Genomic DNA, 19202 nt, shown 5'->3' with positions numbered 1-19202 from the left:
CCGAGACCGACGAGGCAACGCCGTCCGCGAGGCCGTCGTACAGCTTCGGCGGACATCCCGGCCCGGCCCGGTCGTACAGCTCCGCCTCCTCGTCGAAGGCGCGGCTCAGGCGCACCTCCGGGGACGCTCATCCGTCGGCGCGGACCGCGCGCGCGAGGGAGTGGCGGGGTGCGTCCTCGTAGCAGGAGAGGTCCCAGCCCGTGGCGTCCAGGGCGGGCCGGAGGTTCTCCTCGGCGAGTGGGTCCTCGGGGTCGAGTGGACGTCCGTGGCGGGCGGCGCGTTCGGCACGGCCGGAGGGGTGGTAGAGCAGCAGTACGCCGCCGGGGGCGGTCACCCTGGCCCACTCACGCAGTGCCGCCGCGGGGTCGGGAACGTGGTTGATCAGGCCCGCGCTGAAGACGCCGTCCACCGCGCCGGCCGGCAGCGGCAGCCGGCAGGCGTCGGCCAGCAGCAAGGAGCCGTCCGCCGTACGGCCTTCGCGCGCCGCGGCGGTGAGCATCGCGGGTGTCAGGTCGATCCCGACGACGACGCCCCCGTCACCGACCTGGGCGCGCAGAGCGGGGAGTACCCGGCCGGTGCCGCAGCCCAGGTCCAGGACGCGCTGGCCGGGGCGCAGCCCCATGCGCCCGGCGGCGGCCGCGTACCGGGGGCCGTCGACGGCGAACCGCTCCTCCCAGGTGGCCGCCCGCCGGGTGAAGAACGCGCGGGTCGCCGTCTGTTCGGCCCGTCCCGCGACGAAGTCGGCGAAGCACTTCACCACGGTGTCGCGGTGCCGGGCCGGCGCTGCCGGCGGTTCCGTCGACCGGGTCTCCACGAAGTCCGGTACCGAGGCCGCGTCTTCCGGGCAGGGCACGACGGCCCCCTCCGCCGTTGCCTCGTCCGCGTCCAAGGGGAACTGGATCCCCCATGCCGAGCCGCCGATCCGGAACGCCTGCGCGGGCTGGTGGCCGCAGGACGCCAGCACTGTCGCGGTCTGCGGAAGGTCCAGGGTGCCGCTGTGCCAGTGCAGTGCCCGCAGCCGGTCGGGCACGGTCGCGAACAGCGGATCGGTGAGCGCGGCCGCCGTCATCCGTACGTCGCCCCAGCCGAGCCGCGCGCCGGTGCCGCCGGGCCGGGCGAGACCACCCGCCGCGACCGCCAGCAGTCGGGCGCCCAGGCACAGGCCGAGCACCGGCACCTCGGCCTCCAACGCGGCCCTCAACAGGGCCAGTTCCGCGCTCTGTCCGAGGAGGTCCTCGCGGACGCCCACCGGTGCGCCCAGCACGATCAGGGCCACCATGCCGTCCACCGTCTCCGGTACCCGGTCACCCGCCCAGGTCCGGCAGACCTGGACCCGCACTCCGGCCTTCCCCAGCGCGGCGCCGACGGCGTACGGCCCTTCCTGCGGTGCCTGCTCCACGATCTGGATCACCGGCCCACCACCTCCCGCACGACCGTACCCGGACGGCAGCGACCGGGAAACGCAGATACGAGAACCGATTGCCGCAACAGCTCGCATCTGCGACCGGTTCCGCCTGACAGGTCACGCAGATGCGTCGCGCAGTACCCGGACCTCACGGGCGTCGAGAGCGGCGAGCACCTCGGCGCAGATGGCCAGTGCCGTCTCGGCCGGGGTGCGCGCGCCCAGGTCGAGGCCGATGGGGCCGTGGATGCGACCGAGGAGTTCCTCGTCGAGGCCGGCCTTGGCGAGATCCGCGGCACGGCGGTCCTGGGTGTGGCGTGAGCCGAGCGCACCGACGTAGGGGACGCCGGTGGTCAGCGCGGCGGACAGGACGGGGACGTCGACGTCCGGTTCGTGGCTGAGGACGATCAGGCAGGCGGCGGCCGGGCGCTGGGCGAGCAGCCGGACGGCGTCCTCGGCGGCGGACTCCACCGTGGCGTGCCAGTCCAGCAGGCGGGCCTGCCGGGCGAGCAGCTCGGCCAGTTCGCCTCCTCCGACGATGACCAGGTGGGGTACGGCCGGGAACGTCTCGATGAGGATCAGGCCGTCGTCCGTGGGGCGGATGTCCCGGCCGGTCCGGCGGCGGCTGAGCAGTTCCCGAGCACGTTCGACGGCCTCCGCGGGCCCGCCGTCGGCCTCCGGCCCGGGTGCCGTCACGGTGCCGGCCGCCCGGGTCCGCGCCTCGTCCAGCCGCGTGATCAGCGCGGCGTCGGTTCCGTCCGCCAGCAGGTCCCACCAGCGGGCGGGAACGGTGTGCAGGGACTGCAGCAGCACTTCGGCGTGGCCACCGCAGGTCAGGCCCGCCCGCTTCACCTCGTCGTCATGGACGGACACCTCGCGCACGCCCGCCGTGTGGTCCGCGGGCAGGGCTGCGGCCTCCGCCGCCAGGTACGCGTCGAACGCCCCGCCGTACAGTGTGCCGTGGCAGTGACCGTCCTCGTCGATCAGCAGGGCGTCAGCGGGGCGCCGGGGTCCGAAGCCCCGCTCGGTGAGGGGGCGGACGAGGAAGCCCGTACGCCCCTGAGCCGCCCACTGCCGTGCTGTCTCGGCCAGTTCACGCATGATCGCGGCCCTCCTCGTGGTCGGGGTCGGCACCGGGAGCCGTCCGGCCTGCGTCGGCGCCGTGCCCGGAATTCTCGCATGATCACGAATCTCGCCGCCGCACCCGCCACGGAGGCGGGTCGACGCGTACCGCGTCGGCGTGCTCGGCCACGTAGTCCTGTACGACCGACAGGAAGTCCGGGTCGGCCTGGAGACCGAGTGCGGCGGCGCGTTGGTTGTCGAAGACGGCCGGCCATGAGGCCACGATGGCTTCGACGGCCGGATCGGGCCTGATGCTCACGAGGTCGGCGACGGCGTCGCCGGCCACCTGCCGCAGGGTGGCGAGCATGCCGCCGACCGAGACGGTGAGCGCGGGAAGGTTGACCGGCACCGTGCCTTCGAGCCGTCCCGGTCCGGTGCCGCGCTCGGCTTCGGCGATGCGGAGCAGTCCGTGGACCGTGCGGCGTGGTGAGGACAGGGCCACCCGTAGGCCGGGGTTCACCGGGCAGGTCGCCGGGAGTCCCGCGAGCGGTTCACGGACGATGCCGGACAGGAAGCCGGATGCGGCGGCGTTCGGTTTCCCTGGCCGTACCGAGACGGTCATCAGACGGGCGATACGCCCGTCGAGGAAGCCGTGGCGGGTGTGGTCGGCGATCAGGTGCTCGCAGATGAGCTTCTGCGTGCCGTAGCTCGACTGCGGCAGGGGCAGGGTCGATTCGTCGACCACCGGGGGCAGCGGCAGCCCGGGGCCGCCGCCGTAGACGGCGAGGCTGCTGGAGAACACCACCCGCGGCTTCGGGCCGCCGGTGGCCGACTGTGCCCGGGCGGCATCGAGCAGGGCGCGGGTCGTGTCCACGTTGGCGCGCATGCCGAGGTCGACGTCGGCCTCGCACTCGGCCGACACCGCGGCGGCGAGGTGGAACAGCACGTCGACCGGCTGCGCGAACAGGTCGTCCAGGCGGTCGATCAGGTCGCCGTGCACGATGTCCACGAGGGGGTCGGTCGCCGGTGGGGAGTCGGGCTGTACGGTGCGGTCGGCGAGCACCAGACGCTCGATCGGTGCGCCGCCGAGCGTCCGCGTCCGGAGCAGCGCGGCGGCGAGCCGACAGCCCAGGAAGCCGAACCCACCGGTGATGACGACCCTCACGTGACGACTCCTCGGTAGTGGCCCGGCCGACCGAGCCCTCATGGTGATCTGCCGGGCGTTTGTGAAGGCCGTCCGGTACGGCGCCTCTGTACTGTCTGCCCGTCCGCGTCCAGCGGCAAAGGCATCCGGTCGACCACACGGCTGGCTCCCGGCGGGTGGGCCGGGAGCCTTCAGCGGGCGCGGTCCGGCGGGACAGTCGTCACCACGGACGCCGTGGCGCAGCGGATCCGGTTCCTCAAGCGGCGATCGGGGCCTCCCAGTGGATCCGGTGGTCGTACTGCCAGGCCATCTTCTCGGGAGTGGCGAGGCGGGCGAACAGCGGCAGCAGGGCGTCACGGAGCACCCGCCCGACCGGCCCGGCGGCCTTCCCGCTGTTGGTGCGGGCGGCCTGGGCGATCACTCGCTCGACCCGGGCACGGCGGGCGTGCTCGTACGCGGCGAAGGCCTGAGGGTGCGGCAGGTCCCGCAGGGCGCGGGCGAGTTCCACGGCGCTCTCCGCGGCGAGCGAGGCACCCTGGCCGGAGCTGGGCGAGGTGGCGTGGGCGGAGTCGCCCACCAGCACCATCCGGCCGCGATACCAGTGTGGGACGTGCGGGAGATCCTCCATGGGTCCGGCGCTGACCAGGTCTTCGGGCGGGGTGCGCCGCAGCAGGTCGAGAGCCGGTACGGAATCCCCGGCGAAGGCCTCGCCCAGCCGGTGCAGCCACTCCTCGTCGGAGGTCTGGCGCACCTGGTTCGACGTCAGGTGGGGATGGGGCAGGTTGGCGAACCATACGCCGGTGCCGTCGTCGAAGGACTGGTAGCCGAAGAAGGCTCGGCGGCCGAAGGCCATGTACATCCGGTCCCCGGTGGGCGGCAGTCCCGCGCCGTCGACCCGTGCGCCGAAGCCCAGCAGTCCTGAGTAGCGCGGCCGGGGCGCCTGGGGGTCGATCAACCGGCGCACGGTGGAGCGCAGGCCGTCGGCGCCGATCAGGACGTCGGCCTCGGCACTGGTGGTGCCGTCGGCGAAGACGGCCCGGATGCCGGTGCCGCTCTCGCGCACGTCCACCAACTCGTAGCCGTGCTGGACGTGGACGCCCTGGCTCAGGGCCAGTTCGTAGAGCCGCCGGTACAGATCGGCACGCCAGCTGAACTGCATGGGCTGGCGGATCTCGGTGATGGTCCGGCCCTTGTGGTTCTGCAGCACGATGGCGTTCATCGGGGCGCCGATGCGCTCGAGTCCGACGAGCTCGAGGGCGGCCCGGCCGTTGGGGGCGATGCTCAGGGCTCCGCCGATGCCGTCGGCGGTCGTCGCGTGGGACTCGTGCACGGTGGCCTCGATCCCGGCCCGGCGCAGCGCGAGGGCTGCGACCGGGCCGGCGATGCCGCCGCCCACCACGATCGCGGTGCGGGTGCGGGTCATGTCAGCGGGTCCTCTCTCGATTCGGGTCGTCCACGGACGGCAGGCCGCCCTCGCGGTGGGCGCGGCGCAGGTCGTCCAGATAGGCCCGCGAGCACATGGCGGTGAGCTGCGCGATGCCGCCGCGCCGGATCCGGATCTCGCCGTCGGTGACCTCTCCGGTCAGCCGCAGCAGTGCCGGGCCGGCGCCCGGCTGCGCGTCCTTCACCCGGCCACGGCGGGCGAAGGCGAGGTCCCAGCAGTCCACGGCGGTGTCTTCGGGCAGCAGCAGGCCGACCGCGCCCGAGACGAGCTCCAGCCTCAGGGTGACCGGCTCGTCCCAGCCGATCTGCGGCGAGCGGAGGTCCAGAACGACGAGGGCGCGGCGGGCGCGCACGTCGAACTCGGTGGCCTCGGTCCAGTGACCCAGACGCTTCACGGTGGCGTGGTCCGCATGGATGCGCTCGGCGGACTCGAGCGGAGTCGCTGTCTTCATGGTTCGATAGTTGCAATGAAACTAGTCTCGCGTCAACTAGTTCATCTGAGATTGGCTCCGGTAGGCTCTCGGCATGCGCAGCTCCCCTCTCGGCCTCACCGTTCTCTCGCTGCTGCACCTGCAGCCGCTGCACCCGTACGGCATCCAGCGGCTGATCAAGCAGTGGGGGAAGGACCAGGTCGTCAACGTCAGTCAGCGCGCGAGCCTGTACCGGACCATCGACCGGCTCCTCGAGGCGGGACTGATCGCCGTACGCGAGACCAGCCGGGATCAGCAGTACCCGGAACGCACGGTCTACGAGGTGACCGACGCGGGCCGTGCGGCAACGCGTGAGTGGCTGCGGGACATGCTGGTCGCGCCGCGGGCGGAGTACCCGGAGTTCCCCGCCGCGCTCTCCTTCACGATGATGCTGCTGCCGCAGGAGGCGGAGGCCGATCTGTCCGCTCGGGCCGCACAAGTACGCGCGCGGCTCGCCGAGTTGGAGGCCGCCGCCGAGGGAGCGCGGCAACTGGCGCTGCCGCGTGTCACCATGCTCGAGGACGAGTACCGCCGCGCCGTACTGACCGCGGAGCTCGACTGGCTCGACGCGGTCACGTCCGACCTCCGCTCCGGCGCGCTCACCTGGGACTTCGAAACCCTCTCGGCACTGGCCCGGGCCACGTCCTGAGGCCGGCGGCGACGCGACGCGCACGTGCTCGCCGACGCACACGCACCGGGTGCGGGACGTTCATCCGGCCGAGCGGCGCCGCCGTGGCCGGCCGACTGCCGTCACGGGACATCCCCGTCCCAGTCGAAGTGGCGCGGGTCGCCGGGGCGCGGGGTGTACATCGCCCGGCCACCGGCACCGAAGCGGCCCAGTTCGGTGGGGAGGGCGGCGCCGGAACCGCTCTCGTCTCCTGTCCAGTCGGTTATGTCGAGCAGGAGCCCGTCCAACGGCCCGCCGACCAGTTCGGCGTACCGGCGTCCCGGCCGCGGGCCCGGTCGGTCGTGGTCCTGGCCGTAGACCCGGCCGCGCAGCAGTTGCTCATCGTCCCTGTCCATGCCGCCAGCCTCGCAGCCACCACTGACAGTGCCATGGGCGTGTGCGTTCGCGCCGACGTCCGCGGGATGCGCCGCCCGGGCTCAGCGGGACCCGAGCGTGTTGCGCCTCAGCTGCTCCCACCAGGCCGGGAGTGGTGGCCCGCGGAGGCTCGCAGGACATCCACCAGGGCGGCCACCGTCGGCCGGTGCTCGGCGAAGGAGAGGGAGACCTTGTGCCGGCCGGGCATGGCCCCGGTGGGAGCCGCGAGCGAGAACCGTTCCTGGACAACTCCCTGACCCGCGGGGGCGGATCCCGCGGAATGGGCACGTCCGGAAGTGCCGGGGTGCAACCGGCGTACCTGGCGCAGGGCCGGCGGCAGGATCTCGGCGGCGGCCGTGGCGAAGAGGCCGACGCGCAGGGCGAGGGTCGCCCCGGCCTCGGTGAGTTCCACGCGGCGTCCCACCCCACTCGTCCAGTCCATTCAGGAATGCCCAAAGTTCGGAAGCACCAACCGTTGATGGACGTCAACGGTCGGCTTGCTGCACGATGACGCACGGACGGCTGATCGGCACGACTCTGTCACTGACAGCCCCGCCGCCCCGGAATCGGATCCGGCCGACGGGGTGTCTCCGGAAGGGAGTGGCCCGTTGTCCTCCTCGGTCTTCCGCACCGTTCCGGCCTCCGCCGATGTCGTGATCATCGGTGGCGGCGTGATGGGGGTGAGCACCGCGTTCCACCTCGCCGAAGCCGGGGTGACCGACATCGTCGTCGTGGAGCGCGGAGAACTCGGCTGCGGCAGTTCCGGCAAGCCGATCGGCGGCGTACGTGCCCAGTTCTCCGATCCGCTCAACATCGAACTGGGCAGCCGCAGCCTGCGCGCCTACCGGGAGTTCCCCCAGCGCCCCGGCTCCGCCATCCGGCTGGACACGGTCGGCTATCTCTTCCTGCTCGACAGCCGACAGCAGGCGAGCGACTTCGAGGCCGGCGTCGAGCTGCAGAACGGTCTGGGTGTGCCGAGCCGCGTGATCAGCCCCGGCGAGGCCGGGCGCCTGTGTCCCTACCTCAGCACCGAGGGACTCGTGGCCGCCGCGTACTCCCCCGCCGACGGGCACGCCCGCCCCGGACTGGTCGTCCAGGGCTACGCGCGGGCCGCGGCCGGGGCCGGAGTCACCCTTGCCACGCACACCGAGGTCTCCGGCATCGACACCGCCGGGAACCGCGTCGTCGGCGTACACACCTGCCGAGGCCGCATCGCGTGCTCCACCGTCATCTGCACGGCAGGGGCCTGGTCGGCGCGGATCGGCGACATGGCCGGCGTCGACCTCCCGGTACGGCCGGTGAAGCGGCAGCTGGCGTTCACCGTGCCGCTCACGCCGCCCGCTCCGCGTATCCCGTTCACCATCGACTTCTCCTCGACCGCCTACTTCCACAACAGCGACGACGGCCTGCTGTTCGGGCTGGCCGATCCCGGCCAGGAGGACGGCTTCGACACCACCTGGACCCCGGACTGGCTGGAGCTGTTTCGCACCGCCGCCCGCCGCCGCGCCCCGGCCCTGGCCGGCATGGAGACCGTCGGGGGCTGGGCGGGCCTGTACGAGGTCACACCCGACCACAACGCGCTGATCGGCCGCTCCGGTGAGCTGACCGGCTTCCTGTACGCCACGGGGTTCTCCGGCCACGGCTTCCTGCAGGCGCCCGCGGTCGGCGAGGTCATGCGCGACCTGTACCTGGAGCGCGAGCCGTTCACCGACATCTCCCCGCTCAGCGCCGACCGGTTCCGCCATGGCGCCGACGTCCGCCCCGAAGCTCACGTGGTGTGAACCCCGATCGAGAGGCCGAACCATGTCGACGATCAGTCAGTGGCAGCTGCGGGCCGCGTTCGCGGAGCGGCTGTCGCACATGTACGGGCAGGAGGTGCCCGCCTACACCACGCTCGTGGACGTCTCCCGCGAGGTCAACGAGGACGTCCTGCGCGCGCGGGGCGCCGACGCCCAACGTCTCGGATCCATCGGCCGGGTGACCGCCGAGCGGCACGGAGCCATCCGCGTCGGCACGCCGCGGGAACTGCAGCAGGTGGCCCGCGTCTTCGCCGCCCTCGGCATGCACCCGGTCGGGTTCTACGACCTGAGGGAGGCCGCGGCCAGCGCCGTACCCGTCGTCTCCACCGCGTTCCGGCCGGTCGACGGCGCGGAGCTGGCACGCAACCCCTTCCGGGTGTTCACCTCGATGCTCACCCCGGCCGACCCCCGCTTCTTCGACACCGATCTGCGCACACGCCTCGAAGCGTTCCTCGCGGGCCGCGAGCTCTTTCCGCCGGAGCTGCTCGCCCTGGCCGACCGCGCCGCAGCCGAGCAGGAGCTGCCCGGGGAGCAGGCCGAACGCTTCCTCCAACTGGCCGTGCAGGCCTTCGAGTTGTCTCCCGAACCGGTCGACAAGGCCTGGTACGGGACCCTGGAGCGAATCTCCGCCGTCGCCGCGGACATCGGCGGCGTGCGCAGCACCCACATCAACCACCTCACCCCGCGCGTCCTGGACATCGACGAGCTGTACCGGCGTATGACCGAGCGCGGCATCGAGATGATCGACACCATCCAGGGCCCGCCGGCCTGGAAGGGCCCCGATGTGCTGCTGCGGCAGACCTCCTTCCGGGCCCTGGCCGAGCCCCGCGCCATGCGCACCCCGGACGGCGGCGTCGTCAGCGGCTCCCTGCGGGTCCGCTTCGGCGAGGTCGAGGCCCGCGGCATCGCCCTCACGCGCGAGGGCCGCGCCCTGTACGACGAACTCCTCGGCCTCGTCGACGAACAGGCGGCCCAGAAACCCTCGGAGGCCCGCAGCGACATCGCGCGCGCCGTATGGGAGCGGCACATGCCCGGCAGCGAACAGGAACTCGCCGCCGAGGGGCTGGCCTACTTCACGTACCGGCTCGACCCCGATCGGCCCCGCGACGGAAGCCGGCCGCCGGCGGACCTCGAAGGCCTGCTGCGGGAGGGGTGGGTGCACGCCCAGCCCCTCGTCTACGAGGACTTTCTGCCCCGCTCGGCGGCCGGCATCTTCCAGTCCAACCTCGGCGGCGAGGGCACCCGCGACAACGACCGGCAGGGCACGGCCTACGACGCCGCCTGGCTCTCCGGCGCCATCGGCCGGGACGTCCTGGACCCGTTCGACCTCTACGAGCGGCAGCAGAACCGCTCCCTCGCCCGCGTCGCCCGCGAACTCGGCCTCACCGAAACCCTCCGCTGACACCACCCCCTCACACCGTCAAGGACCACCATGACCAGCACCGTCCTGCCCGCCACGGACGACCTGCGTGCCCGCGCCCGTGCCGCCCTTCGGAACATCGGCGTCGACGTGGCCGAGGGCACCGGCCTCCACGCGCGCACGCCCATCACCGGCGAGCACCTCTTCGGCCTGCGGGCCGCCACCGACGCCGACGCCGAAGAGGCCGTCGCCGCCGCCCGTACGGCCTTCCTCGCCTGGCGCACCACGCCCGCCCCGCGCCGTGGTGAACTCGTGCGCCGTCTGGGTGAGTTGCTGCGCGAGCACAAGAGCGACCTGGCGGACCTCGTCACCCTCGAGGCGGGCAAGATCCGCTCCGAGGCGCTCGGCGAGATCCAGGAAATGATCGACATCTGCGACTTCGCGGTCGGCCTGTCCCGTCAGCTGTACGGCCGTACGATCGCCTCCGAGCGCCCCGGCCACCGGCTGGCCGAGACCTGGCATCCGCTCGGGGTGGTCGGTGTCATCTCCGCCTTCAACTTCCCGGCCGCCGTGTGGTCCTGGAACACCGCGATCGCCCTCGTCTGCGGGGACACCGTGGTCTGGAAGCCCTCGGAGCTCACGCCGCTGATCTCCCTGGCCTGCGGCCATCTGCTCACCCGAGCGGCCGGCGACGTAGGGGCACCCCGTGACGTGCACCGTCTGCTCCTCGGGGACCGCACGGTCGGCGAGAGGCTCGTCGACGATCCGCGCGTCGCCCTCGTCAGTGCCACCGGCTCCACCCGCATGGGCCGCGAGGTCGGCCCCCGCGTCGCCGCCCGCTTCGGCCGGAGCCTGCTGGAACTCGGCGGCAACAACGCCGCGATCGTCGCTCCTTCCGCCGACCTCGACCTGGCCGTCCCGGCCATCGTCTTCGCCGCGGCCGGCACCGCGGGCCAGCGCTGTACGACGCTGCGCCGCCTCATCGTGCACCGCGACATCGCCGACACCCTCACCGAGCGGCTGACGGCCGCCTACACGAGGCTGCCCGTCGGCAACCCGTTCGACGACAGCACGCTGGTCGGCCCGCTCATCTCCACCGCGGCGCTCGACGCCATGCGGGCCGCCCTGACCCGCGTCCAGGCCCAGGGCGGAAAGATCCTGGCCGGCGGAAACCGGCGCCTCGCCGACGCGGCACCCGCGGCGGCGTACACCGAGCCGGTCCTCGTCCGCGCCGACGAACAGAGCGACGTCGTACGGGAGGAGACCTTCGCACCGATCCTGTACGTCCTCACCTACGACACCCTCGACGAGGCGATCACCCTGCACAACGACGTGCCCCAGGGCCTGTCGTCCAGCATCTTCACCCGCGACCAGCAGGAGGCCGAGCTGTTCCTGTCCGCCGCCGGCTCCGACTGCGGCATCGCCAACGTCAACATCGGTACCTCCGGGGCCGAGATCGGCGGTGCCTTCGGCGGCGAGAAGGACACCGGCGGCGGCCGGGAGTCCGGCTCCGACGCCTGGAAGTCCTACATGCGCTCGGCCACCAACACCGTCAACTACTCCAGCGAACTGAACCTCGCCCAGGGCGTCAGCTTCCTCTGACCGGGCGACAGCCGGCGGCGGGCACAATGGCTCCGTGGATACGCGCCATCAGATCATCGTCGCCCTGGACTGCGACGACCGGGCCACGGCCGAAGGCATCGTCGATCGGCTGGGCGGCGAGTGCCGTTTCTACAAGGTCGGCCTGGAACTGCTCACCGTGGCCGGCCCCGACCTCGTCAAGGGCCTGGTCGCACAGGGCAAGGAGGTGTTCCTGGATCTCAAGCTCTTCGAGATCCCCCACTCGGTCGCCGGCGCGGTCCGTGCCGCGGGAGCGCTGGGCGTCTCCATGGTGACGGTGCACGGCATGGGCGGCCCGCGCATCATGACCGCCGCCGTCGACGCCGCCCGTGCCTTCCCCGGACTGCGGGTCCTCGCGCTGACCGTGGTGACCAGCATGACCGACGAGGACCTCACCGACATCGGGATCGCGGACTCGGCCGAGGAGCAGGTGCTCAGACTGGCCCGGCTGGCGGGCAAGGCCGGCTGTCACGGTCTGATCGCCTCGCCCCGGGAGGTCGCGGCCCTGCGGAGCGCGCTGGGGGCCGATCCCCTGATCGTCACCCCGGGAGTCACCCTGCCCGGTGGCTCTCCGGCCGAACATGTCCGCCCTGGAACACCGCGTGCCGCGATCGCCGCCGGCGCGTCGCATGTCGTCGTGGGGCGAGCGGTGACGCGTGCCCCGGATCCGGCGGCCGCGTTCCGTCTCGTCCGCACCAGCCTCGTCCCGTAGGCGAACCGGTCGGGGCATTCTGTTGCGGGCCGAGGTTGTCGGCTCCCCGTTGCGGCTTGATTCCACGGTCAGTTGGGATTGTCACCGCTGGTGAGCGTCTCCCACGCCACGAAGAGGTTGTCGGTGCCGGCCGGGCGGTTCCGCTCGGTCAGGGTCTGGGTGTTGGTCATGGCGATGCCCCGTCGGTTGTGCAGGGCGTTGTAGCCGACCTCGGTGACGGGGCCGAGCCCTCGCCTGACGGATCCGCAGCACAGCCAGCTCGGGACCGGTGCGCCCAGCTCGTACCGGGACTGGAAGCCGAGCGCCTGCCGCAGCCGTTCCCCGACGTCGGTGCCGTAGAGGTCCTGCCCCTGGATCCGGCTGGTCTCGGCGACGTGCGAGATGGCGGAGATGCCGTATCCGGTGTGCACGAAGTCGCGGCAGGTCTCCTGGGTGAGTCCGGTCACGAAGGTGGACTGGCCCTGCCAGTACGAGACGATCTTGCCCCGGGTGTTCAGGTTCTGGCTCGGCACGGTCTTCGGCAGGTCGCCGTCGGAGGAGAGGTACACGTAGGCGGCGGTGCGGGTGCGGAAGCGGGCCATGGCCGAGTCGTAGGAGGCCTTGTCCTCGAGGAAGACCGAGATGCCGACGGCCGCCTCCATCATCGTCAGCTCCCAGTTCCCGTTGGAATGGGAGCCGTTGATGATTTTGGGCAGGACTTGATGAGCTCGGCGGCCTTGGCCCAGGAGGCTCCGCCCAGGCGGTCTGGAGTGGCGCGTTGCTGTCGGTGTGGTCCGTGAGCGTGGCGGACCAGGCGTCCATCAGCTCGATCGCCTTTCTCGCGTACCGCTCGTCACGGGTGATGTACCAGGCGAGGGCGTCGGTGTACGCCGCGATGGCGTCCTCGCGTTCGTCCGTGCAGCCGTGGTCGGGGTCGGAGTAGGGGCCGCACTCGACGACGGCACGGAGTTCGGGGGTGCGGCCGAGGCTTGCGTACCGGCCGGCCATCATCTGGTCGTAGGCGGCCTTCCAGGGCTGGGCGCCCGCCAGAACCTTGCTGCGGGCGAAGTCGAGTTGAGCACGCGAGACGGTGACGCCCGGGTGGACGAAGGCGGCAGGAGCGGCCGCCGCCCGCCCGACACCGGGCCAGGAGAGCAGTCCGGTGGTCAGCATGGCGGCAGTGGCAGCGGCGGTGAGCGCGAGAGCGGGCCGGACGTCTTGAACGCACGGGAGGTTCAGGCACTCACTCCACGAGGCCGGTGCCGTCATGTGCCGCGGTGGGAAGTTCGATCTCCGCCCAGATGGTCTTCCCCTGGGCGAGGTGGCGCGTACCCCAGCGCCGGGCGAGCTGGGCGACGAGCAGCAGGCCGCGGCCGCCCTCGTCGAAGGTGCGGGCCCGCCGCAGATGGGGGGCGGTGCCGCTGCCGTCGGACACCTCGCAGATGAGTGCCGCCTCACGGATCAGACGCAGTTGGATGGGCGGTTGCCCGTAGCGGATCGCGTTCGTGACGAGTTCGCTGACCACGAGTTCGGCGGTGAACGCCACCTCGTCCAGCTCCCAGGCGTCCAGCCGGGCGAGCACGTGCGCCCGGGCGTCGGCCACCGCGGCCGGGTCGGAGGGCAGGTCCCAGGCGGCGATCCGGCCCGCGTCGAGGGCTCGGGTACGGGCGACGAGCAGAGCCACGTCGTCCTCGGGCTGTTCGGGCAGCAGACGGTGGATCAGGTCGTCGCACAGCGCTTCCAGCGACCGGGAGTCGGTCCGGTCGAGGCATCGGCGCAGCAGCGCCAGGCCCCTGCCCAGATCGCGATCGGCGCCCTGGACGAGGCCGTCCGTGTACAGCGCGAGAAGGCTGCCCGGCGGCAGTTCCCACTCGAAGGGCTCGAAGGGCAGCCCACCCACACCCAGCGGAGGGCCGGGAGGAATGCCGGCGAACTCCGCCGAGCCGGCCGGCGTGACGACCGCGGGCGGCGGGTGGCCGGCGCTGGCTGCCGTGCAACGGCGCGCCACCGGGTCGTAGACCAGGTACAGGCACGTGGCGACGAGGCCGGTGGAGGCCTCGAGGGCGGGCTCGCGCTCCGTGGGGCCGTCCTCCTCGGCCGCCAGGTGGGTGACGAGGTCGTCGAGATGGGTGAGGAGTTCGTCGGCGGGAAGGTCGACGTCGGCCAGGGTGCGCACCGCGGTCCGCAGCCGCCCCATCGTGGCCGACGCCCGCAGCCCGTGACCCACCACGTCGCCCACGACCAGCGCCACCCTGGCGCCCGACAGGGGGATCACATCGAACCAGTCGCCGCCCAGTCCCGCCCGGGTGCGGGCCGGAAGATAGCGATGTGCGGCCTCGACCGCTGCCTGGGCGGCGATCCGGCGCGGGAGAAGGCTGCGCTGCAGGGCCAGGGCGGTGCCGCGTTCGAGGGTGTAGCGGCGGGCGTTGTCCACGGCCACGGCGGCCCGCGCGGCGATCTCCTCGGCCAGGAGCAGGTCGTCCTCGGTGAAGGGCTCCTCGCGCCGGTGGCGGACGAGGACCGCGATGCCGAGGGTGATGCCGCGGGCGCGCAGGGGAACGATCAGCAGGGAGTGCATGCCGAACTTCCGGACCACGCCCGCCCGCTCGGGATCCGCCTGCTCCCAGTCCCTGACCGTCGGGTCCTCCATGCGGTGCAGCGAGGCTCTGCCGGTGGCCAGGCAGCGGATGGGAGGTGAGTCCTCCGGGTAGTCGTCCACGGCTCCCGGCTTGACCAACGACTCGGGTACGCCGGGCAGGACGGACTGGTGCGCCGCGCGGCGCAGGGGGACCCTGCCCGTCGTGGAGAGCCTCGGTTCGACTCCTCGGAACAGGGAGTCGAGCAGGTCGATGGTGATGAAGTCGGCGAGCCGGCCCACCGCGACGTCGGCCATCTCCTGGGCCGTGCGCATCACGTCCAGGGTGCTGCCGACCTGTGCGCTGATGTCGTTCAGCAGGGTGAGCCGCTCCCGCGCCAGGTGCTGTTCGGTGACGTCGAGCGCGGAGAGCTCCAGGCACCCGACCCGCCCTGCCGTGGTCGTGAGCGGGGAGACCGTGATGGACCAGACCCTTTCGTGTGCTTCCGGCCGGGCCCTGCCCCGCACGTGGAACCGTTCGGCCTCGCCCGTCATGAGCACGCGGTGCATGCCGTCCTCGACGGTGCGGCAGATGTGGGGCGGCAGGATGTCGGTGACCCGCTGACCGTACATCTGCCCCTCGTTCAGGCCGAGTTCACGCACGGCGCCGGCACTGGCGCGGACGGCCCGCAGCGCCGAGTCGTAGACCATCACGGGCAGCCGGCACTGCGCGAACGCCTCCTCCGCCGACACCGGCTCCGGTCCCGGCCGGTGCGCTGGTGCGACCACGAGGAGCTGCTGGGCGCGGCCTTCGGCGTCGACCGACGGGTACGCGTACACGTGGACCGCCATGTGCCGGCCGTCGCGGTGCCGGAGCAAGGTCGTCGTGCCGTACCCGTGCAGGGCGGTGTCAGAGCGGTCCCCGAGGGCCGCGTCCGAGACGATCAGCCGGGTGACGGGGCTCCCGACGGCCTCCTGACGGGCGTAGCCGAGCAGCCGCTCGGCACCCGCACTCCATGCCGTCACGATCCCGTGGGCATCGACGACCGCCGTGGCCGCGTCCGCGGGATCGGGGGCTGCGCCGAGCGGTGTGGAATCGACCACGACGGTTCACCACCCGTTCCGCCCGCTCGGACCGCATGGCCCCGGGCGAACGCCACGGGGGTCACGGGCCGCCCGGGACGGCCGGCCTCGCCACGCCGACCCCATACCCCACTTCTATCGTGCTTTGCTCGCGCTCGCGCGTCGTACGGCCCGCCGTGACCGCTGCGCGCGCCGTGGGCAGGACACTCCCGGGGCGCCGACCGCCTCGAGCACGAGGCACGCCCGGAGCCCGGATTCACCCGATGTGGTGGACGCCGGCACCAAATCCGTCTCCCGGACGGCGGGCGAGTCGGTCCCGCCCAGGCCCGGCAGCACCGGAACCAGCGCGGCTCCGCCGCCGGACAGCACGGGGAAGCCCCGGGCTTTCCGATCAGGACTTTGCGTACACGGCCAACTACGCTGTGCGTTCGTGCGTGCTGGGTCGGTCATCGCCCGAAGCGGCCGCTCCGTGCCGCGGGCCGGAGCGGTGGTCGTCGTGTTGCTGGCCACGCTCCTGCATCTGCTCGGCTGCTGTCACGGTCCTGCGGCAGCCGAGGCCCTGCGCACCGACGCCCTGTCGCAGGTGGCGCCCGGCAGCCACGGACCGCGGCCCGCCGACTGGCATCGGGACACCACGTCCGGGCCGGGCACCGCCGGGCGGAGCGCATACGGGCAGGGCACGGACGAGCAGAGCACAGCCGGCGAGAGCACAGCCGGGCAGGGCACACCCGCGTCCGACGAGGATGCTCACTGCTGCGCCCTGGACGAGCCGACCGTACAGCCGCCGCGTCACCCCCGTCCGACCGGACCGCCGCTCCCCGACCTCGTGCTGCCCGATCCTCCCGGCCCCGCCGCGGCCGCCCCCTCGTCGGCACATCACCACTCCCCCGCTGTCCCCGCCGAGTCCTCCGCAGGACATGGGCGTGCGCTTCTGGGCGTGTGGCGGACCTGATCGGCACCTCGCCGTGTTCCACACGACGTGAGCCCACGGCGACCGATCGACTCCGCCCCCGTTCCCACCATCGGCCGGCCGCCGGACCCGGCGCCGGTCGCAGGAGAAGCACGCCATGAACCAGCCCCCACACACCGCACGCCCGATGCCTGCGGACCATTCGCCGGCCGACGCCAGGCACCCTCTGCACACACCGGCCGGCCTCGTCGGTGACACCCCCGTCCTCTGGATCGGCGAACCCTTCACCGCCGCCGGCCGCGGCTTCTGGGCCAAGCTCGAAGGTCACAACCCGGGCGGCATCAAGGACCGCAGCGCCCTGTACATGGTCCGAGCCGCTCGTGAGCGAGGCCGGCTCCGGCCCGGTGCCCGGATCATCGAATCGACCTCGGGCACCCTCGGGCTCGGCCTGGCCCTGGCCGGTGCGACATACGGCCATCCGGTCACCGTCGTCACCGATCCCGGCATCGAGCCGTTGATGACGGGCCTGCTCTCCGCGTACGGGGCGCGGGTCGACGTCGTCACCACGCCCCATCCGCAAGGCGGCTGGCAGCAGGCCCGCCGACAGCGCGTCGAGGAGCTGCTCGCCGTCCATCGGGGCGCATGGTGCCCGGACCAGTACAACAACCCGGACAACGTCGTCGCCTACGCCCCGCTCGCCCACGAACTCGTCGCCCAGCTGGGCCGCGCCGACACCCTGGTGGTCTCCGTCGGCACCGGCGGCCACTCGGCCGGCATCGGTTCCGTGCTGCGCGGCTTCTTCCCCCGCCTGCGGATCGTCGGGGTCGACGCCACCGGTTCGACGATCTTCGGCCAGCCCGCCGCATCCCGCCTCATGCGCGGCCTGGGCTCCAGCATCCACCCCCGCAACGTCGCCTACGGCCTCTTCGACGAGGTGCACTGGGTCGCCGCCCCCGAGGCCGTGTGGGCCGCCCGGCACCTGGCCCGCCGCCACTACGCGGGCGGTGGCTGGAGCGTCGGCGCCGTCGCCCTCGTCGCACGCTGGCTGGCCCGCATCCTGCCCGCGGAGAACCGGATCGTCGCCGTCTTCCCCGACGGCCCGCAACGCTACGTGGGCACGGTCTTCGACGACGCCTACTGCCGCCGCCACGGACTCCTGGGCGCCCCTCCGGCCGACGACCCGGACGAGATCACCGACACCCGGGAGCGCACCGTCACCCGCTGGACCCGCTGCACCCACGTCACCGACCCCCTCACCGGCGACGAACGCCACGACCTGGCGGGAGCGACCCGATGAAGCAGCTGTGGCGGCAGACCCGTTCCTTCCCGCCCGCGGCGAGGCTGCTGATGGCCAACCAGTTCGGCATCAACCTCGCCTTCTACATGCTCATGCCCTACCTTGCCACCCACCTGTCCGACGGACTCGGCCTCGCCGCCTGGGCCGTCGGGCTCGTGCTCGGCGTGCGCAACTTCTCCCAGCAGGGCCTGTTCCTCATCGGCGGCACCCTCGCCGACCGCCTCGGCTACAAGGCCCCGATCATGGCGGGGTGCCTGCTGCGCACCCTGGGCTTCGGCCTGCTCGGCTGGGTCGGCAGCCTGCCCGCACTCGTCGTGGCCTCTGCCGCCACGGGCTTCGCCGGCGCCCTGTTCAACCCGGCGGTCCGCGCCTACCTCGCCGACGAGGCGGGCGAACGGCGCGTGGACGCCTTCGCCACCTTCAACGTCTACTACCAGGCGGGCATGCTGCTCGGCCCGCTGGTGGGATTGGTCCTGCTGGCCGCCGACTTCCGGCTCGTGTGCACGGTCGCCGCCGCCGTCTTCGCCGTCCTCACCCTGCTGCAGTGGCGCGCGCTGCCCGCACGTCACCGAGAGACGAGGGACAGCGGGCGGGACAGTGTGCCGGCGCAGTGGCGGGGCGTCGTGGCCAACCGTCCGTTCCTCCTCTTCTCCGCCGCGATGACCGGCTCGTACGTCCTGGCCTTCCAGGTCTATCTCGCGCTGCCGCTCGCCGCGTCCGAGGCCCTCGGCGCCCAGGGGACCGCGGTCACCAGCGGACTGTTCGTCGTCTCGGCCGCGGTCTCCGTCGTGGGCCAGCTAAGGCTCACCGGCTGGGCCAAGGACCGCTGGCAGCCCAGTGAGGCCCTGGTACGCGGGCTGTCGGCCATGGGGCTCGCGTTCGTGCCGCTCGCCCTCAGCCCGCGCGGCTCCACAGCGGCCGTACTCGTGTCCCTGGTCGTGGCCGTGGTGCTGCTGGCGGCCGGATCCGCGATCGTCTATCCCTTCGAGATGGACACGGTCGTCGCCCTGTCCGGCAACCGCCTGGTCGCCACGCACTATGGCCTCTACAACACCGTCTCCGGACTCGGCATCACCCTGGGCAACCTCGGGACCGGGGCGCTGTGGGACCTCGCCGGACGCCATGACGCCGCCTGGCTGACCTGGGCGGCTCTTACGGCGACCGGGACGGCCTGCGCCGCGGCGGTCGCCGCCCTCGCCCGGACGGGACGCCTCACCGCGCCCCGGCCGCAGCCCGTCGCGATGTGAGCCGCGGGCCCCGGGGGGGGCGGCCGGGAGGCGGGTCCCCGGGGTCGGGGGCGCCCC

The 19202-nt window shown here is 72.8% G+C and carries 16 protein-coding genes and 1 pseudogene; 8 read left to right on the top strand and 9 right to left on the bottom strand.

What is annotated here, in order from left to right:
- Positions 1-127: 127 nt before the first annotated feature.
- The 5 genes from ABT288_RS04410 to ABT288_RS04390 all read right to left on the bottom strand — a co-directional run bounded on the left by ABT288_RS04410 (position 128) and on the right by ABT288_RS04390 (position 5503).
- Positions 128-1411, bottom strand: a complete 1284-nt coding sequence (locus tag ABT288_RS04410; protein WP_351602651.1) for a methyltransferase domain-containing protein — start codon at positions 1409-1411, stop codon at positions 128-130.
- 111 nt (positions 1412-1522) lie between these two features.
- The gene (locus ABT288_RS04405; RefSeq protein WP_351602649.1) at positions 1523-2503 is read right to left on the bottom strand and encodes an XdhC family protein; all 981 of its coding nucleotides are present in this window, start codon (positions 2501-2503) and stop codon (positions 1523-1525) included.
- 82 nt (positions 2504-2585) lie between these two features.
- A complete protein-coding gene (gene denD, locus ABT288_RS04400; protein WP_351602647.1) occupies positions 2586-3629 on the bottom strand; it encodes a D-erythronate dehydrogenase in 1044 nt (347 codons plus the stop codon).
- A 235-nt stretch (positions 3630-3864) separates the two neighbouring features.
- Entirely contained in the window at positions 3865-5031 is a 1167-nt protein-coding gene (locus ABT288_RS04395) for an FAD-dependent oxidoreductase (protein ID WP_351602645.1), read from the bottom strand.
- A 1-nt stretch (position 5032) separates the two neighbouring features.
- Positions 5033-5503, bottom strand: a complete 471-nt coding sequence (locus tag ABT288_RS04390; RefSeq protein ID WP_351602643.1) for a hypothetical protein — start codon at positions 5501-5503, stop codon at positions 5033-5035.
- 73 nt (positions 5504-5576) lie between these two features.
- On the opposite strand from ABT288_RS04390, the gene ABT288_RS04385 reads away from it, so the two are divergent.
- Positions 5577-6170: a PadR family transcriptional regulator gene (locus tag ABT288_RS04385; protein ID WP_351602641.1), complete on the top strand. Its 594-nt coding sequence runs from the start codon at positions 5577-5579 to the stop codon at positions 6168-6170.
- A 101-nt stretch (positions 6171-6271) separates the two neighbouring features.
- Here ABT288_RS04385 and ABT288_RS04380 read toward each other — a convergent pair whose 3' ends face one another.
- The gene (locus ABT288_RS04380) at positions 6272-6544 is read right to left on the bottom strand and encodes a hypothetical protein (protein WP_351602639.1); all 273 of its coding nucleotides are present in this window, start codon (positions 6542-6544) and stop codon (positions 6272-6274) included.
- A 107-nt stretch (positions 6545-6651) separates the two neighbouring features.
- The gene (locus ABT288_RS04375) at positions 6652-7005 is read right to left on the bottom strand and encodes a LysR family transcriptional regulator (RefSeq protein ID WP_351602637.1); all 354 of its coding nucleotides are present in this window, start codon (positions 7003-7005) and stop codon (positions 6652-6654) included.
- 166 nt (positions 7006-7171) lie between these two features.
- Here ABT288_RS04375 and ABT288_RS04370 point away from each other — a divergent pair, with 166 nt between their 5' ends.
- The 4 genes from ABT288_RS04370 to pyrF are packed head-to-tail and all read left to right on the top strand — an operon-like array spanning position 7172 to position 12054.
- Complete coding sequence (locus ABT288_RS04370; protein WP_351602635.1) at positions 7172-8344, top strand: NAD(P)/FAD-dependent oxidoreductase; 1173 nt, start codon at positions 7172-7174, stop codon at positions 8342-8344.
- A gap of 22 nt (positions 8345-8366) precedes the next feature.
- Positions 8367-9764 carry a 2-oxoadipate dioxygenase/decarboxylase gene (gene hglS / locus ABT288_RS04365; RefSeq protein WP_351602633.1) on the top strand — a complete coding sequence of 466 codons (1398 nt, stop codon included), beginning with the start codon at positions 8367-8369 and terminating at the stop codon, positions 9762-9764.
- A gap of 30 nt (positions 9765-9794) precedes the next feature.
- Entirely contained in the window at positions 9795-11324 is a 1530-nt protein-coding gene (gene amaB, locus ABT288_RS04360) for an L-piperidine-6-carboxylate dehydrogenase (protein WP_351602631.1), read from the top strand.
- Positions 11325-11358: 34 nt separating this feature from the next.
- Entirely contained in the window at positions 11359-12054 is a 696-nt protein-coding gene (gene pyrF / locus ABT288_RS04355; protein WP_351602629.1) for an orotidine-5'-phosphate decarboxylase, read from the top strand.
- A 68-nt stretch (positions 12055-12122) separates the two neighbouring features.
- Here the strand turns inward: pyrF and ABT288_RS04350 are convergent.
- Positions 12123-13206 (bottom strand): annotated as a pseudogene (locus ABT288_RS04350) (alginate lyase family protein).
- Positions 13207-13276: 70 nt separating this feature from the next.
- A complete protein-coding gene (locus ABT288_RS04345; RefSeq protein ID WP_351602627.1) occupies positions 13277-15712 on the bottom strand; it encodes an ATP-binding SpoIIE family protein phosphatase in 2436 nt (811 codons plus the stop codon).
- Between the two features lie 409 nt (positions 15713-16121).
- Here ABT288_RS04345 and ABT288_RS04340 point away from each other — a divergent pair, with 409 nt between their 5' ends.
- The 3 genes from ABT288_RS04340 to ABT288_RS04330 all read left to right on the top strand — a co-directional run bounded on the left by ABT288_RS04340 (position 16122) and on the right by ABT288_RS04330 (position 19145).
- Positions 16122-16643, top strand: coding sequence for a hypothetical protein (locus ABT288_RS04340; RefSeq protein WP_351602625.1), 522 nt, complete (start codon positions 16122-16124; stop codon positions 16641-16643).
- Between the two features lie 115 nt (positions 16644-16758).
- Positions 16759-17898 (top strand): PLP-dependent cysteine synthase family protein, encoded by a 1140-nt coding sequence (locus ABT288_RS04335; RefSeq protein WP_351602623.1) that lies wholly within the window; start codon positions 16759-16761, stop codon positions 17896-17898.
- Entirely contained in the window at positions 17895-19145 is a 1251-nt protein-coding gene (locus ABT288_RS04330; protein ID WP_351602621.1) for an MFS transporter, read from the top strand. Before ABT288_RS04335 ends, ABT288_RS04330 begins: the two co-directional genes overlap by 4 nt.
- Positions 19146-19202: the final 57 nt, after the last annotated feature.

This window comes from Streptomyces sp. NPDC001093 (assembly GCF_040298985.1).
Lineage (GTDB): Bacteria > Actinomycetota > Actinomycetes > Streptomycetales > Streptomycetaceae > Streptomyces.
Note: the sequence above shows the minus strand (reverse complement) of the source record. Positions and strands in the feature narration are given on the sequence as shown.

What these genes read in the sequence shown, in the direction of transcription:
- ABT288_RS04405 (WP_351602649.1), bottom strand. Translation starts at nt 2,503, where the DNA reads ATGCGTGAACTGGCCGAGACAGCACGGCAGTGGGCGGCTCAGGGGCGT.
- ABT288_RS04395 (WP_351602645.1), bottom strand. Translation starts at nt 5,031, where the DNA reads ATGACCCGCACCCGCACCGCGATCGTGGTGGGCGGCGGCATCGCCGGC.
- ABT288_RS04390 (WP_351602643.1), bottom strand. Translation starts at nt 5,503, where the DNA reads ATGAAGACAGCGACTCCGCTCGAGTCCGCCGAGCGCATCCATGCGGAC.
- ABT288_RS04385 (WP_351602641.1), top strand. Translation starts at nt 5,577, where the DNA reads ATGCGCAGCTCCCCTCTCGGCCTCACCGTTCTCTCGCTGCTGCACCTG.
- ABT288_RS04380 (WP_351602639.1), bottom strand. Translation starts at nt 6,544, where the DNA reads ATGGACAGGGACGATGAGCAACTGCTGCGCGGCCGGGTCTACGGCCAG.
- ABT288_RS04375 (WP_351602637.1), bottom strand. Translation starts at nt 7,005, where the DNA reads ATGGACTGGACGAGTGGGGTGGGACGCCGCGTGGAACTCACCGAGGCC.
- hglS (WP_351602633.1), top strand. Translation starts at nt 8,367, where the DNA reads ATGTCGACGATCAGTCAGTGGCAGCTGCGGGCCGCGTTCGCGGAGCGG.
- amaB (WP_351602631.1), top strand. Translation starts at nt 9,795, where the DNA reads ATGACCAGCACCGTCCTGCCCGCCACGGACGACCTGCGTGCCCGCGCC.
- ABT288_RS04335 (WP_351602623.1), top strand. Translation starts at nt 16,759, where the DNA reads ATGAACCAGCCCCCACACACCGCACGCCCGATGCCTGCGGACCATTCG.
- ABT288_RS04330 (WP_351602621.1), top strand. Translation starts at nt 17,895, where the DNA reads ATGAAGCAGCTGTGGCGGCAGACCCGTTCCTTCCCGCCCGCGGCGAGG.